Source organism: Reichenbachiella carrageenanivorans (assembly GCF_025639805.1).
GTDB lineage: Bacteria > Bacteroidota > Bacteroidia > Cytophagales > Cyclobacteriaceae > Reichenbachiella > Reichenbachiella carrageenanivorans.
The window spans coordinates 4648595-4664984 of record NZ_CP106735.1 but is presented as its reverse complement, the minus strand read 5'-3'; the positions used below and the strand labels follow the sequence as shown (position 1 = coordinate 4664984).

The window sequence follows — 16390 nt, the reverse complement described above, 5'->3', positions numbered from 1 at the left end:
GATTGATCGCCAAAGATCGGTGCTCATATCGCTAGTGTATTCGCCAATTTTATCCAGCATCGGTACTGTGTTAACTGTGTGCTCGATGAAATGGATACGTCAAAAAAACTGCAACTTTTGACGTTTGATCTGTATATTTTTGAGGATGATGGTTCGACCTCTCGGCACTCGATGATATAAACCAACAAAAAAATGAGTCGATTTAGACTGATACTGTTATCGTTTTTTTTATGCACTGCATTGAGCCAGATTATGGCTCAAAGTACTGACGTAGAAATAGATATATCCAAGCACCTGACGACAGAGGATGGTCTGTCGCACTTTGGAGTCACAACGGTGATAGAAGACCACAATGGACTCATATGGGTGGGCACGTTCAAAGGACTCAATATCTACGATGGCTATGAGTTTAAGACTTTTTATGCTGATAGTGAGATAGGTTCGCTCACGAGCAGTCGCATTCAGTCGTTACTTCAAGATTCGAATGGCAATATCCTTATTGGAACCGAAAAAGGACTGACGTTATATGATTACGACAAAGAGAAGTTTGTGGAGTTATACTCCAATAGTAAAAAGGACGTGAAACTGGCTGGTCCTATCATCAATCAAATCGACCAAACAAATCAATTTATAGTCTGTATTACCGAATCTGAAGGCGTACTCCTTTTTAATAAAAACAATTATGATTTTGTGGGACAATACATGCCTGAAGGAGTAGATCTTGCTAGGCTCAAGATACACGGAGCCGATGTACTTACGGATAGATACTTTTTGATGACGACCAATATAGGTCTCATGAGTTTTGATACGCAGAAAAAAGCGTTTGAACGGGTATTGCCCAATGAAGTGAGACGATGCTTGGATGTGGTGCATGGTAAGGAAGGATACATCTATGTGCTGTCTACCTGGGAACTGTATGTGATCTCGGTAGATTTTGATAGAGGAGTGCCAAAGTTTACGTTGCTCAAATCCAGACTGGGAGGGCAGGGCTATGCACAGCTAGGCATGGATAATGAAGGTCGTCTATGGATGAGAAGGCACAACAATGTGATCAGTATGATTGAACGTCCATATCGCCTGCTGAACAATAACTATGAATGGATCAATTATACTTTCAAAGATGAGTTTACCCGTATCAGTTGTATTGTGATCAATACGGCCAGTGGAGGGTGGATAGGGAGTTATAATCAAGGGTTGTTTCGATTCAGAACGAATGAACGTATTTTCAAATATTCTAACCTCAAAGTAAAAGAGGAAGACGATAAAAATAAATCGAGCCAGATTATCAATATGATCGGACTAGATTCTACTAGGGTATTGCTTACGATCAATGTAAATACATGTAAGGTATTCGATACCAAAACTGGAAAAACCTCAGACATTGGCCCCTCGGAAGAACTCGACAGATTTTTTACAAGGGTATATAAAGACACTCGAAACACCATTTGGTTGGGGAGTCGATCCCCAGGTATTTATCGTCAGTTTCAAGGAAAATCTACTTGGGAGCTGCTTAGCCACCCAGACATCCCGCAGTTAGAGGAGCTCACCGTTCGTTCGTTTGCCGAAGACCGTCATGGTAAATTTTGGATTGCTGATTTCAGAGGGTTGCATCGACTGACCATCGGATCGAAAGGAGAAATACGAGCCTATGAGTCCATGCACACGTTTGGCGACCTGACGTTTAGTGAGGCTTTGAAAATCAATGTAATTGATGCAGATCCATTGACCGATGTGATTTGGATAGGAACAGTCAACGACGGACTGATCAAGGTGAATTATGATAATGAAAAGCCATTGACTGAGATAGTGGCTACCAATTTTATACCTGATCCCTCAGATGAAAACTCGTTTCCAGGTTATTATGTTACCTCCATCAAAAGACTGCCTAATCAAGGGCTTTGGATGGGTACATTAGAAGGAGGAATTAGTAAGCTGATAGAAGATGGAGAAGAACCAAAATTTAAGTCATATAAAGAAACAGATGGCCTCGATGACAATGATGTGATGACTTTTCAGTGCGACGAAGAAGGCAATATATGGATCGCTACTAATCAAGGAATCAATGAATTGAATATTGATACAGAAACATTTAGAAATTACACGCCTGAAGATGGTTTGGTACCTGCCAGCTTCGAGGTGAATTCCGTCTGGCTCGACAATGGCTTGATGGTTTTTGGTGGCAACAATGGCGTGTGCTATTTCGACCCAAAGGAAGTTCCTAGAGAGACTTTTTTACCCAAGTTGCTTTTTGGACAATTGAAAATTCATAACCAATTGGTGAGTGTGGATAGCAAGGTAGGTACGCACGTGGTTTTGACCCAACCACTCAATGATACCAAGAAGCTGGAGCTAGACTATGATCAAAGTAGCATTTCGCTAGAGCTCATTTCTATGCATTTTTCTAACACAGAAAGTCATCAGATTCGCTATCGATTACTTCCCCTGAATGAGAAGTGGTTTGTCAGTTCTTCCAACAACAAATTGGCAAATTTCAGCCTTTTGCCTACGGGCAAATACACGTTTGAAGCGGCAGTATCGAATAGCAAGAATGAATGGTCGAGCCCTAGAAGAATTCAAATCATCATACATCCGCCCTTGTGGAAAACAGGGTGGGCATATCTACTGTATGTGATCGTGACAGGAGTCATTGTGTTTTTGATCATGCGGACTCTGATTAGGATGAGTTCGCTGCATCATAGACTCAAAGTGGAGCAAATGGAAAAGGATCGCGTGGTGGAAATAGACGCTGCTAGGATCAAGTTGTTTATGAATATTTCACATGAATTTAGGACACCACTCACCCTTATATCAGGGCCAATTGCTGTACTGAAAAACATGTTTAAAAACAACCAAGATGCTTTTCAACACATAGACTTGGTGCAGCGACAGTCAAAAAAAATGCTTCAACTGGTGGAGCAAGTGCATGACTTGAGAAAGGGAGAGCAAAATTTGCTCAAGCTTCATATGCAAAGCTTTGATTTTACAGATTTTATCTCGGAGGTCAAGCACGACTTCGAAGAACTGGCTCAGGATAGTAATAAAAAGCTGATTTTGAAAGGGGAGGCCAACCAGTTGTTCGTGATTGCCGATAAGCAAAAGCTAGAAGTAGTCGTTAATAACCTGCTTAACAATGCCTTCAAATTTACCAAAGAAGGGGATACGATATGTATTGCTTATGGTATCCGAGAGGAGGGGTTTTATATCGAAGTCAGTGATACAGGTAGAGGTATTCGAGCCGAAGATTTAGCACATTTGTTTGAGCGGTTTTATCAGACCAGCAAAGAAGATGGTTTTTCTGTAGGGTCTGGCATCGGCTTAGAATTGTCTAAAATGCTTGTTGAATTGCACTTTGGTGAAATACAGGTGACAAGCGAGTATGGCAAAGGAGCTAATTTTTTTGTGAGTCTACCAGTCAAGGTCAGCAAAGAAGACGCCTTTAGGAATAAACGAATGGAAGAGATTTTGGCTAATGAGAGTCATGAAGACAAACAGCGAGTGAATCAAGACAAATTGGATCTGTCGGACTTGGTGGTGGATGAGTCTATGTCTTCGGTTAGTATCTATTATGTGGAGGACAATTACGACCTGCGCACGTTTGTGGAAGGGGTCTTGTCAGAGTATTTCAATGTGACTTCGTTCGACAATGGAAAAAAATGTGTGGAAGCCATGGATTCCGAATGGCCTGATCTCATCATCAGCGATATACTCATGCCCGAAATGAACGGGCTAGAACTATGTAAGCATGTGAAAGTAGACATACGAACCAGCCATATTCCAGTCGTCCTGCTGACGTCCCGATCTACTACCGACGACAAAATAGAAGGTCTAGAGATGGGTGCAGATGCTTATATCGTAAAGCCTTTCGAAATGCGACATTTGATAGCCACGGTTCAGAGCATTCTTCAAAACCGTCAGAAGATTAGGGAGCGATTCAAGTTGGGCTATCCTTTGTCGCTAGAGAAAAAACAATACAACCAAAACGATAAAATTTTCATCGAGCGTATCTATCGATTGATGGAAGATAACCTAGACAATGAGAGTATGGATCTAGAAGCATTTTCACGAGAGTTGTACATGAGTCGCAGTCAGCTCTTTAGAAAAGTGAAAGCCATTACCAATCACACGCCGCAAGAACTAATCAGATCGTATAGATTGAAAAAAGCTGCCGAACTACTGGCTGCTGGCGTGCATACGGTACAGCAAGTTTGTTATAAGACAGGTTTTAAAAATCGTGCATATTTCACGAAAGTGTTTAAGGAGCAATTTGGAGTAAACCCTAGCAAATACACGGGCAGTTAAGAGGGATTTTATCTCTTGGTATTATTCAGACACCTACTTGTATCTAGCAACAACCAGCTCAAACATAACTCTGCATGACGCATGTGTTTTTGCATGATTTACACTGTTTTTTGACACAGAAAGTGACGCTCTTGACACGCAAAAAATCCTTTAAACAGTAGCAAATATCAATCTTTACATTACACAAAAAGATACGATATGATATGAAACTACTACCGAATAATTCAGAAAGTATTGCAGGTTCGCCACTGCGTGTCATTAAGAGAGAAGTGCCTTGCTTGGATTCCGTTTGGCACTATCATTCTCAGTATGAGTTGATCTACATATCTCAAAGTTATGGTACTCGATTCGTTGGGGATAGTGTATCTCTCTTCAGTTCCAGGAGAATTGGTCTTGGTAGGACCTAATTTACCTCACCTTTGGAGAAACGATGCGTCTTATACACAAGACGGAGCTAGCGATGGCGTGAAAACAATCGTACTCAAATTCACTAGAGATTTTATTGGCAACGGCACCTTCGACCGTTCGGAGTTTGTCAAGATCAATCAGCTACTTCAGATGTCTAAGTATGGTGTATATTTTGATAGTACCATCAGCGCTGCTTATCACGAAGATTTACTCAATATGCCCAATTTATCTCCAGTACAGCAATCGATCAAACTGCTGAGTATGTTGGACAGTCTGGCCCTTGAAAACGACAAGACTTTACTCTCCACTTCAGACATGCGACAAATGACCACTGACAATTCGCACCGCATAGATACGGTGCTCAAATACATCTCGGACAATTACGTCAGTGATATTTGCCTAGATGATGTTGCAGATATTGCTTGTATGACTACCAATTCATTCTGCCGATTCTTCAAGCGAATGACCAATAAGTCTTTCACCAGATTTTTGAACGAGGTGAGAATCAAAAACGCATCGAGACTACTGGTACAAGAAAATGTGCCTGTATCTGAAGTGTGCTATATGGTGGGTTTTAATACAATCACCAATTTCAATAAGCAGTTTAAACAAATCATGGGTAGGACACCGTCAGATTATAGGTGTGCGGTTTAAGTATTGCTGATGTGAGATTGATCAAAGGTGCTATATGAGCTTCAAATAAAAGCTGGTGTAGCACCTTCTCGATGTTAAATGCCTCTGCGAGATAATATAGGTTTAGCAGAGGATAATATGAAGCCAATTTCACCCACGCCTTCCGTGTAGTTTTGAGTGCTATTCAGAAAAGGAAAAAGCCCATTAGGCTGTTGTAGTAAGAACAGCGAATCAACACACAAAAAAACTAATAAAACGATGGACTACAAGTTTAGCCACATAGGCATACCAACTACCGAAGAGAAAAATTGGGACGGCTTTTACGAAGCGGGTAAAATTCACTTTACGGAGTTTGACAAAGACGAATACTTGATCGAATGGGTCAAATTCGATGTGGATAGTCCCATGCCAGAGATGATGCAAACCATGCCTCACGTGGCTTATTATGTAGACAATATGGAAGAAGCCTTGGAAGGGAAAGAGCTACTAGTAGAGACTTTTTCCCCAGGCGATGGGGTGCGAGTAGCGTTCATCGTTCACAATGGCGCACCAGTCGAGTTTATGGAGATCAAAGAATAAAAAATAGTATGATCAAATCAAGAATTCTATCAGTGGTTTGGGCCATGCTTTTGACTACAGCGGTACATGCTCAAAACGCCATTTCTATCGTAGACAATTACAAAAACTGGAAGTGGGACAGCGTGTTTGTGGCCAAAAACGACTACATCAGTTTAGCTGTAGTGCCACAGGCAGCTGGACGAATTCTGGAATACAACTTAGGCGAGGTGCCCTCACTTTGGGTCAATCCCAAATTGCTAGGTGAATCCTATAGCACAAGTGATTTGGTCAAACAGCATGAATGGAGGAATTTTGGAGGATACAGGCTCGTACCTATGCCGTTCGACAACTGCTCGATCGACAAAAATGGCAATAGGGCTCAAAGATGGCCGCCACCAGTAGTGATAGGTGACGCGCCTTATACGGCTGCTATCTCTAGCGAATCTGGTCAGCAGTACCTCGATGTGAGCTCTGGGATACAGGAGCTTCCAGTGCCCAAATGGAACGGTGCCTCCAAAAGCTTTATGAGGCCAGAGCAGGTAGAAGAAGAGTTACAATACAAACGTCGATTGTATATAGAATCTGCATCGAGTCTGGTGTACATCAAACATACCTTGATCAACCGAGGCAGCAATCCTGTACAAAGAGGAATCATGACCTCCAGTCAGCACGTGTCTCGCAGTGCACCTGAGCTCACTGATGGGGAAAATTATGTGGCTTATGTACCGTTTGATCCTAAATACAAATTGCCCAATGGTAAACCATTCGAAATCACAGGAGATGCAGATTCCAGATGGAGATACATCAATAGAAATCGAATGCCACTAGACAAAAATAACCCTGAGCATGTAGCCAAATACTACAACCATGGCACCAACTGGAACGGGGAAGTGGCGCCAGGTATCTATGAGGTGGAGTATGATTATTACCTCATGAGTGGGTTGCACATCATTTCTTCTAAGTCGTGGATTTGCTATGTGGACAAAATCAATCAAACGGCTTTCGCCAAAATCATAGAACCATTCGACCCATCATTGGATTACGACGAAGGAATCAATGTGTCGGTGTTTTGTAGTGGCTTGGAAACGGGATATATAGAAACAGAGGTACGCACACCCATCTATACCCTTGCGCCGGGGCAGTCGTTTGATTACCTTGAAATACATGGTGCTGCTCAGATAGGCGCAGGTCCTGTTTTGGATGTGAATATGGCGGGTATCATTACGCAAAAACTCCAATGGCAGACAGATCAAAACAAGTTGAAAGGCCAATATGGTGTTTTTCATGCTGGAGAAGCATTGCTGACGGTGTATAATAAAGAGGGCAAACCGCTGAATGAGACAGTCCTGGGAAGTGTAGATCTTCTTTCTATATTCGAGGTGAGAGATAATTTTAAAAAACATAAGAAGGCACATTCGGTAGCGATACATGTCAAAGCCCAAGATGGTAAGAAGTATGTATTGGATCGTTTAGTTTTAGGTGAATAATAGAGAATGAAAATGAGGGTGTTACTAAAAAATAGAAGTGTTCGATACAGTATCATGTTACTGTTGATCTCTTTCGTGGTGCAAGCGCAAAATGATTGGGAAAACGAACTCATGTTTGAGCAAAATAAACTACCTGGTCGAGTGGCTAGTTATTCGTATTCGTCGGCTGCTGATGCACTGGCTTCGGATCGAGAAAAGTCTAGGATGGTATCACTAAATGGTGTCTGGCAATTTCACTTTGTGGAAAAATCTGAAGATCGTCCTTTAGATTTTATGGACAGTGATTTTAAAGGGCAAAATTGGCAGCCCATTGAAGTGCCCTCCAACTGGGAACTCAAAGGCTACGGGCAACCTATCTATACCAACATCACCTATCCTTTTACGCCTAATATATTAGACCCCAACCTCAGCTTCGGCTGGAAAGGCCCGATGCCCCCTAAACCTCCTAAAATCTATAGAGACAATCCTGTAGGGAGTTATTATAGAGATTTTGAAGTGCCTAGTGATTGGGAAGACCACTCTATTATACTCCATTTTGGAGGAGTATCTTCAGCATTTTATGTCTGGGTTAATGGCGAAAAAGTAGGCTATAGCCAAGGCAGTCGTATCGCAGCAGAATTTGACGTGACCAAATATCTCCAATCTGGTAAAAACCGAGTAGCCGTACAGGTCTTCCGATGGAGCGACGGCAGCTACCTCGAAGATCAAGACATGTGGCGCCTAAGTGGAATTCATCGCGAAGTGTTGCTGCTGGCTCAACCCAAAATAGCACTCAACGACTTTCATGTTAGGACTACATTTGACGAAAATCTAGAAGACGCCACGATAGCAATCAGACCCAAAGTATGGTTGGGTACAGACGCATCTGAGTTGGCCAACTGGCAACTCACGGCACAGCTTTACGATGCGGATAAGCAACCAGTGCTTAGCAAAGAAATGACCGCCTCAATGAAAGATGTCTTTGAAGAACGATGGCCACCACGTGACATGCCCAAATTTGCTTTTATGGAAGCCAACATTCGCATGCCTAGAAAGTGGTCTGTAGAAGACCCTTACTTGTACACCTTGGTTTTCTCCGTGATCGATCCTGCAGGTGAGGTGGCAGAGAGTCGTAGTCAGAAAATCGGATTTAGAAAAGTAGCATTCGGTAGCAAGCAAGAGTTATTGATTAATGGACAAGAGGTTAAAATCATGGGCGTCAACCGCCACGATCATAACCCTATCCGAGGCAAAGCACTCACCAGAGAAGACATGCGCAAAGACGTGGCCTTACTCAAGCAGTTCAACTTCAACGCCATTCGCACGTCACATTACCCTAACGATCCTTACTTGCTCGAACTCTGCAACGAATACGGGCTCTATGTGATGGACGAAGCCAACATCGAATGCCACCACTTGGGAAGCTATATTCCCAATATGCCGAGTTGGTCAGGTGCTATGATGAGCAGGGTCTACCGTATGGTAGAGCGCGACAAAAATCACCCCTGTGTGATTTCATGGTCGTTGGGCAACGAATCTGGCACAGGCCCAATATTCGCGGCAGCAGCTAATTGGGTTAGAGAGTTTGATAGAAGCAGGTTCATTCACTACGAAGGAGCACAGGGCAATCCCCATCATCCAGACTATATAGAGCGCACCACTGTGGGCTACGAATCGCAAAAGTGGCCTGTACCAGCCAACCCAGATGATCCCGAATATGTGGATGTGATCAGCCGGATGTACCCAGATCAGAATCAAATGCTCAATATGTCAAAGAGTCCGTACCTTAATCGTCCCATTATCATGTGCGAATACATGCACGCCATGGGCAATTCGGTGGGTGGCTTGGGTGAGTTTTGGGATGTTATTCGCTCTAGGCCAAATCTGATCGGAGGTTTTATTTGGGATATGGTGGATCAGGGGATCGAGCAAACCCACGAAAGTGGAATGAAGTACTATGCTTATGGTGGTGATTTTGGCGACATGCCCAACGATCGCAATTTCTGCATCAATGGGGTGTTTGCAGCGGATCTTTCACCTCACCCTCATGCTTGGGAATGTAAATATGTGTTTCAGCCTGCCAATTTTGAAGTAGTGGACGCATCAAAAGGCCGGATCAGAATTACCAATCGATTTTCTTTTACCAATCTGGAAAAATATGAAATACGATGGACACTATCAGCAAACGGTAAAGAAACCCAACGCGGAATACTACCCGCACAAAGTATAGCTGCAGGCAGCCATGCAGTAGTGCAAGTCCCCTTCAAGAGTTTTAAAAAGCAACCATCAGTTGATTATTGGTTGCGAGTAAGTCTACACGCAAAGTCAGCGACGCTATGGAACGAAAAAGGCTTTGAATTGGCCAAAGATCAGCTGCTTTTACAAGCTAAAAGAGCGACTGATGACACACGTACAAATACAGGATCGGTTGCTGTAGTGGACAATAGCGATGGAGTGACAGTATCGGGAAAATCATTTACGGCTAGCGTATCTCGTGAGCAAGGTTATTTGGTTTCGTATGTGTGGAATGGTAAGGAGCAGCTCATGTCTCCGCTCATGCCCCATTTTACACGCCCTGTCATCGACAACGACATCCGTGGAGAAAGTGCCAAGCGACTGGCGCAATCACGTAAAGTTTGGAATGATTTCACCAAGGAATTGGAAGTGAAATCTCTTCGGGTAGAAGAAAAACAAGGACTTGCTGTGATAGCAGTAGCGTACGAGCACTCAAAGCAGAAAGCCACGTTGGGTATAGAGTATCGGGTATATGCCAATGGCAAAATAGCAATCAAAATGGATCTGGAGGCTGATAAGTCTCTACCAGACCTGATCAGGTATGGGATGACATTTGGGATGCCTGCGGACTATAGCCAGACACAATATTACGGCAACGGGCCTTGGGAAAATTACATCGATCGCAAGCGATCTGCAGAGATAGATGAGTATGCATTAGCCACAGACGATCTGTTTTACAACTATGTGTTTCCTCAGGAGAATGGCAATCATACAGACACTCGGTGGGTCAACTTCACTACCAAGAGCAAGAAAGAAGGTCTTGCAGTGGTTGGAAAACCATTGATTAGTTTTTCTGCTTGGCCATATGCTGCGGATCATTTGGCCAAGGCCAAACATCCGTTTGATTTGAAGAGACAGGGATTTTATACGGTCAATATCGACTTGATTCAGACGGGAGTGGGGGGCACACTGTCTGAGACCTATCCGAAATATATCCTGCCAGCAGGGGCTTATAGTTTCGAATTCACCATAGGGCCAGTAGACTAAAGTGATATAGCCTCCTAGGTATTTATATAACTGGGTAAAATATTGTTGACTTGGGGTAAATCAAATAAGATCAACTGATAGGATACCTCTTTACTTTGTAAGGTAGGTTGACTGGATAGGAGCGACCCTACGAAGGAAGTGAAGGCCAAATGCCTCTATCCAAATTTAATAAATGAGTACAGATACAATAAATAAACAAAGAATGAAAAACTGGATGATGATCATTTGTGGCTTAGTGATAGTTCATACTAGCACAGCCCAAGAGAAAGCTATTATCGACAATAGCAAAAGCCCATATGTGAAGCATAAATCTATAAACCTTGGCGATTGCAAATGGACAGAGGGGTTTTGGGCCGACAAGTTCAAGATAGCAGAGCAGTCGATGGTGCCGTATATGGGCGAGTTGCTCACAGGAGATACAGGTCACGCACTCAACAATTTTAAAATAGCTGCAGGTCTCAAAGAAGGTGTGCACAAAGGGATGAGATGGCATGATGGCGATTTTTACAAATACATGGAAGCCGCGATGTATGTATATTCTCAAAATGGAGATAAGAAAATTCTAGAAGAAATAGATGGATATATAGACATTATAGGTCAGGCACAGGAAGAAGATGGCTACTTGCAGACGCAAATACAGCTGAACCCTAAGGTGGATCGTTTCGAAAACCGTAAGTACCATGAGATGTACAATTCAGGCCACTTGCTTACTAGCGCATGTATTCATTACCGAATTTCAGGACAGCGCAATTTCCTAGACATCGCAGTAAAGCATGCCGATCAAATGTATTCAGTTTTTATGCCCGAGTCTAAGTACTATGGTCGTTTTGGATTTAACCAAACGCAAATTATGGGGTTGGTAGAGTTGTATCGCACCACTGGAGACAAGAAATATTTGAAACTGGCTGAGAAATTCATCAACAACAGAGGTAAGTACTCTGTAGAGGATACTCCGCCGACTAAAGGATACCCTATCGGGGATATGGTGCAAGAGAGAACACCATTGCGTAAATCTAACGAAGCCGTAGGTCATGCCGTTTTGGCTTTGTATTACTATGCGGGTGCTGCAGATGTATATGCCGAGACTGGAGAGCAAGCTTTGATCGATGCGTTGGATCGTTTGTGGTTCAATGTCACCGAGCAAAAAATGTATGTGACTGGCGCTTTGGGTCAGACACACTACGGCGCATCTACCAATAGAGACAAAATCGAAGAAGGTTTTATAGACAAATACATGATGCCTAACCTGACGGCTTACAATGAAACTTGTGCCAACGTGTGTAACTCTATGTTTAGTTTTCGAATGCTAGGCTTGCATGGCGAGTCTAAATATGCAGACATCATGGAGTTGGTGCTATTCAATAGTGCACTCTCTGGTATCAATCTCGAAGGAGATAAGTACTACTATGCCAATCCTCTACGTACCATAGATGGCGCTAGAGATTATGCCAAAATGAATACGGAATTCCCTGAACGTCAGCCTTATTTGGAATGTTTTTGTTGCCCACCAAACTTGGTGAGAACTATTGCTAAAATGTCTGGGTGGGCCTATAGTTTGACAGAAAAAGGAATTGCAGTAAACCTCTATGGAGGAAACAAACTGGATACTAAATTGCTTGACGGATCTACATTGAAACTGAAACAAGAGACCATGTATCCATGGGAAGGTGCAGTAGCCATCACAGTAGAATCTGCGAAAAAAGCTCCTTTCGAAATGCTGTTGAGAATCCCTGATTGGGCTACTGGCACCAAAGTGCTGGTAAACGGCAAAGATGCTGGAGTAGAAGTAGTTGCAGGTCAGTTTGCCAAAATCGAAAGAAAGTGGGCCAAAGGTGACGTAGTTACTATAGATATGCCGATGAATGTAAGCCTAGTAGAGGGCAATCCTAAAATCGAAGAAGTAAGAAACCAAGTAGCAGTGAAAAGAGGCCCAGTGGTATATTGTATCGAATCACCAGACTTGCCAAAGGATGCTAGCATTGTAGATGTGTACCTGCCAAGTAGCAAGCCATTGGTCGCTGAGTACAAGGCAGATTTCTTAGGAGGGGTTACTACCATTCAAGGTGATTTGCTGATCAGAAAAGACACCAACGACGACAAAATGTATCATACGGTGAGTAAGCCAGAATGGACTACTTATAAAACTCAGTTTATCCCCTATTACTCATGGAGCAACAGAGGTTCAAATACAGAAATGTCAGTATTTGTACCCGTCGTATGGGAATAACTACGACTGGATTACCTCAGTAATAAAACACATCATATTATAGTTTTAACAATCAGTGTGCTGAAAAACCGTTCAGGTTTTTCAGCACACTGATTGTTTTTTTAGGCCTATTCAGTTGCCCTACGCTAGGTATAACTTGTTTTTTTATATTAATAATCAGATTTTTATTCTGGTGATTGGTGAGTTGCCTAGCCCCATATTCCTAAATGTATAGCCAGCCTATGTCTGGGGTAAATTTGTAAGAGCGAAGGGTAAATCTATTAAAAAGCTTCGCAGACCGCTATACTACATTTGTTTGATAGCTAGAGTTACAGTGTTATAGCGCTGTAGCGCAAATGAAAGGGGTTGTTTTGAACATTTTAGAATCGAATGATCGGCCGTTCAAAACAGAACCATTCGAATTGTCACTACACAAAAACAAATGAAATATGAATCTAAAACTACTTGTTAGAAAACAAGCAAGACTCAGGGGTTACTTGTCAGCTATTCTGCTGATAATGAGCTTGGGAGTAGTGCAGGCACAAACTTTTACCGTATCAGGTAAAGTGTCTGGGGAAGGCGAAGAATTGCCTGGCGTGAACGTACGGATCAAGAATGGTACCGTAGGAGTGATCTCCGATGTAGATGGTAACTATAAGATAGAAGCCACCGCAAAGGATGTGCTGGTCTATAGTTATATAGGGTTTAAGTCTTCTGAAGTGCCTGTGGGCAGCAGAACCCAGATCGATGTATCGCTAGAGCCAGATATACAGGCCTTAGAAGAGGTGGTTATCGTAGGGTACGGTACGCAGAAGAAAAAAGAAGTAACAGGAGCAGTGACTCAGTTGAGCGGAGAGCGTATAGCCTCTGTACCAACGCCTGATTTAGGCAATGCCCTTCAGGGACAAATCGCAGGGGTCAATGTACAAGCATCCAGTGGAGCACCAGGCGCAGGAGCCAATATTCAGATTAGAGGTGTGGGATCATTGAATGCTAACGCTCTCGGCCCCTTGTACGTGGTGGACGGTATTCCTTATAGAGAGAACCCAAACATTGCACCGAGCCAGATCGCTACGATCGATGTATTGAAAGATGGTGCGTCGGCTGCAGTATATGGTGTGCGTGGGTCTAATGGGGTAATCATCATTACGACCAAGGGTGGTAAGCCAGGTCAGATGCGGGTAAATTTCAATGCTTACACTGGTATTCAGAACATTACATCAGGTACGCCGCTTATGGACGCACATCAGCAATTTTATGCAGACGAAATCAGAACAGCAGCAGACAACAGATACCCTTCTGTACTAGGACAAAACCCGCAGGCATTACAAAACAATACAGATTTTGTAGCTGATGTGCAAAATGACAACGCCAGCATCAGCAACTATGATTTGAATGTGTCTGGAGGTAAAGAAAACCTGACTTTTAATACGAACATCAACTACTTCAATCAAGACGGAGTGTTGATCAATTCGGGCTATGATAGACTATCTACTCGCCTGACAGGCAATTATACTTCAGGGAAATTTAAATTGTTTTCCAGTATTGGGGTGACACAAGATACTCGTCAGCGCGAGCCATACGGTCTCTACGAAAACGCAATTAGAAACGCACCCTGGAGTACGCCTATTTTAGACCTTCCAGTATTTGGAGACGGAGTTTTGGTGCCAGAAGGTAACGAATTCAACTATAGCCAGTTGTCAGCACGTCTGTCTAATACGGACGAAACAAAATCAAGTAGAGTCAATATTGCCCTTCGAGGTAGCTACGAAATAGTGAAAGGATTGACATACGAAGTTAGACTTGGGCAAAATACATTGACTAGTAAAAGAAAAAGATTTGAGCCTAAGTATTTAGTATACGACAGAGATGGTAATCTGAATGAAGGAGCAGGTCGTTCGGCGGCTTCCTTAAGAGAAGATTATGTGTGGAATACCAACAGAGTATGGGAAAATGTTTTGTCTTACAATAAGGATTTTGGCAAGCATACCCTTGGTTTCACAGGCGTACTGTCTTATGAAAAATACAATGTGGAGTCAGTAGGTGTCGCCGTGGTGATGTCGCCAGATTCTAGAAATTCGATTCAGACAGTAGGCAATGCGGCATCTACGAGTAATCCAGTAAGTAACAATAGCACCAGTACCATGTCTGGTAAAATGGTAAGAGTACAATATGACTACGACGATAGGTACTTGATTTCTGCTAACTTCCGTTATGACGGAACATCCAACTTCTTAGAGGGATTCAACAAAGACTTTTTCCCTTCTGTTTCTGTCGGGTGGAATGTCGCAGAAGAGGCCTTTATGAACGGTGGGTTCTTGGACGATTTAAGGTTTAGAGCAAGTTATGGTACCGTGGGCAACAACAACATTCCTCCTTATCAGGCCGTGCCTACCATCCAGTCAGGAGTCAACTATTTGTTCGGAGCTGAGGAGGCGTTATACAGTGGGCTGATCCAAAGGTCATATGTAGACCCTACCGTTAGGTGGGAAACACAGGTTTCTAGAAACGTAGGACTTGATCTTGCCATTTTGAACAACAGGTTGCAGGTTACAGCAGATTATTATATCAATGACAAAGAGGATATGTTGTTGTCTGAGCAGTTGCCATTATCATCAGGTACACATGCCCCAGGTTGGACCGCGCTTTCAGAACGAACCGTCAATGTGGGTAACATGACGAACAGGGGCTTTGAATTGGCTGTGTCTTACAAGAACCAAACAAGCTTTGGGCTGACCTATTCGATCACGGGTACATTTACTACCAACAAAAACGAGATCACTCGATTGAGCGAAGGAGTAACCATAGGCTACCCTGACGGACAGCCAGCTCAGACACTTGGCAACGTAGATAACACGACTTTCTTCGCAGTAGGCTATCCAGCAGGTGCATTTTTTCTGGTGCCTACAGATGGGGTAATCAAAACCCAAGAAGAGCTAGACGAATACCTCTTGATCGACCCGAATGCCAGAATGGGTGACTTGAGGTATGTAAACACAGACACGACCAATAGTGAGATCAACTCAGACGATCGTGTATATATGGGTTCTGGAATGCCAAAATTCGAAAGTGGTATCAACATTAACTTGGGCTACAAAAACTTCGATTTTGCTGTGCAAGGTTATTTTTCATACGGAGCCAAAGTGTACAATGGGGCTAAGTTGACGGCATATGCCAGAGGTAGACATCTCGATCAGGTCAATATGTGGAGTCCTCAAAACCCAGATTCAGATATACCAGTATACAGAACATTTTCTCACCCCAACGTGAGAGCACAGTCAGATCAGTTCTTAGAAGATGGTACTTATTTTAGAATCAGGACGCTCTCTCTGGGTTACAATATCAAATCATTACAAAACATTGGAATCCAAAACCTAAGGGTTTATTTCAATTCATTGAATCCATTCACGTTCACGAAGTACGAAGGATACGATCCTGAAGTAGGGGGTAATGGATTAACTACTAGAGGAGTAGATGTCGGTAGTTACCCGATCACGCGTCAGTTTATGATAGGTATGGAGTTAAGTTTTTAATTAAG

7 protein-coding genes are annotated in these 16390 nt (G+C 42.9%); all 7 read left to right on the top strand.

Annotation, left to right across the window (positions count from 1 at the left end; all coding sequences use genetic code 11):
- The first annotated feature begins 252 nt into the window (after nucleotides 1–252).
- The 7 genes from N7E81_RS18690 (at nucleotide 253) to N7E81_RS18660 (ending at nucleotide 16385) form a co-directional block, all read left to right on the top strand.
- Complete coding sequence (locus tag N7E81_RS18690) at nucleotides 253–4299, top strand: hybrid sensor histidine kinase/response regulator transcription factor (protein WP_263051126.1); 4047 nt, start codon at nucleotides 253–255, stop codon at nucleotides 4297–4299.
- A 336-nt stretch (nucleotides 4300–4635) separates the two neighbouring features.
- Nucleotides 4636–5361 (top strand): AraC family transcriptional regulator, encoded by a 726-nt coding sequence (locus N7E81_RS18685; protein WP_263051125.1) that lies wholly within the window; start codon nucleotides 4636–4638, stop codon nucleotides 5359–5361.
- Between the two features lie 237 nt (nucleotides 5362–5598).
- Nucleotides 5599–5919 (top strand): VOC family protein, encoded by a 321-nt coding sequence (locus tag N7E81_RS18680; protein ID WP_263051124.1) that lies wholly within the window; start codon nucleotides 5599–5601, stop codon nucleotides 5917–5919.
- A gap of 8 nt (nucleotides 5920–5927) precedes the next feature.
- The gene (locus tag N7E81_RS18675; RefSeq protein WP_263051123.1) at nucleotides 5928–7385 is read left to right on the top strand and encodes a hypothetical protein; all 1458 of its coding nucleotides are present in this window, start codon (nucleotides 5928–5930) and stop codon (nucleotides 7383–7385) included.
- A 54-nt stretch (nucleotides 7386–7439) separates the two neighbouring features.
- Complete coding sequence (locus N7E81_RS18670; RefSeq protein ID WP_263051122.1) at nucleotides 7440–10646, top strand: glycoside hydrolase family 2 TIM barrel-domain containing protein; 3207 nt, start codon at nucleotides 7440–7442, stop codon at nucleotides 10644–10646.
- Nucleotides 10647–10848: 202 nt separating this feature from the next.
- Nucleotides 10849–12873 carry a glycoside hydrolase family 127 protein gene (locus tag N7E81_RS18665; RefSeq protein ID WP_263051121.1) on the top strand — a complete coding sequence of 675 codons (2025 nt, stop codon included), beginning with the start codon at nucleotides 10849–10851 and terminating at the stop codon, nucleotides 12871–12873.
- A 428-nt stretch (nucleotides 12874–13301) separates the two neighbouring features.
- Complete coding sequence (locus N7E81_RS18660) at nucleotides 13302–16385, top strand: SusC/RagA family TonB-linked outer membrane protein (protein WP_263051120.1); 3084 nt, start codon at nucleotides 13302–13304, stop codon at nucleotides 16383–16385.
- The last annotated feature ends 5 nt before the right edge of the window (nucleotides 16386–16390 follow it).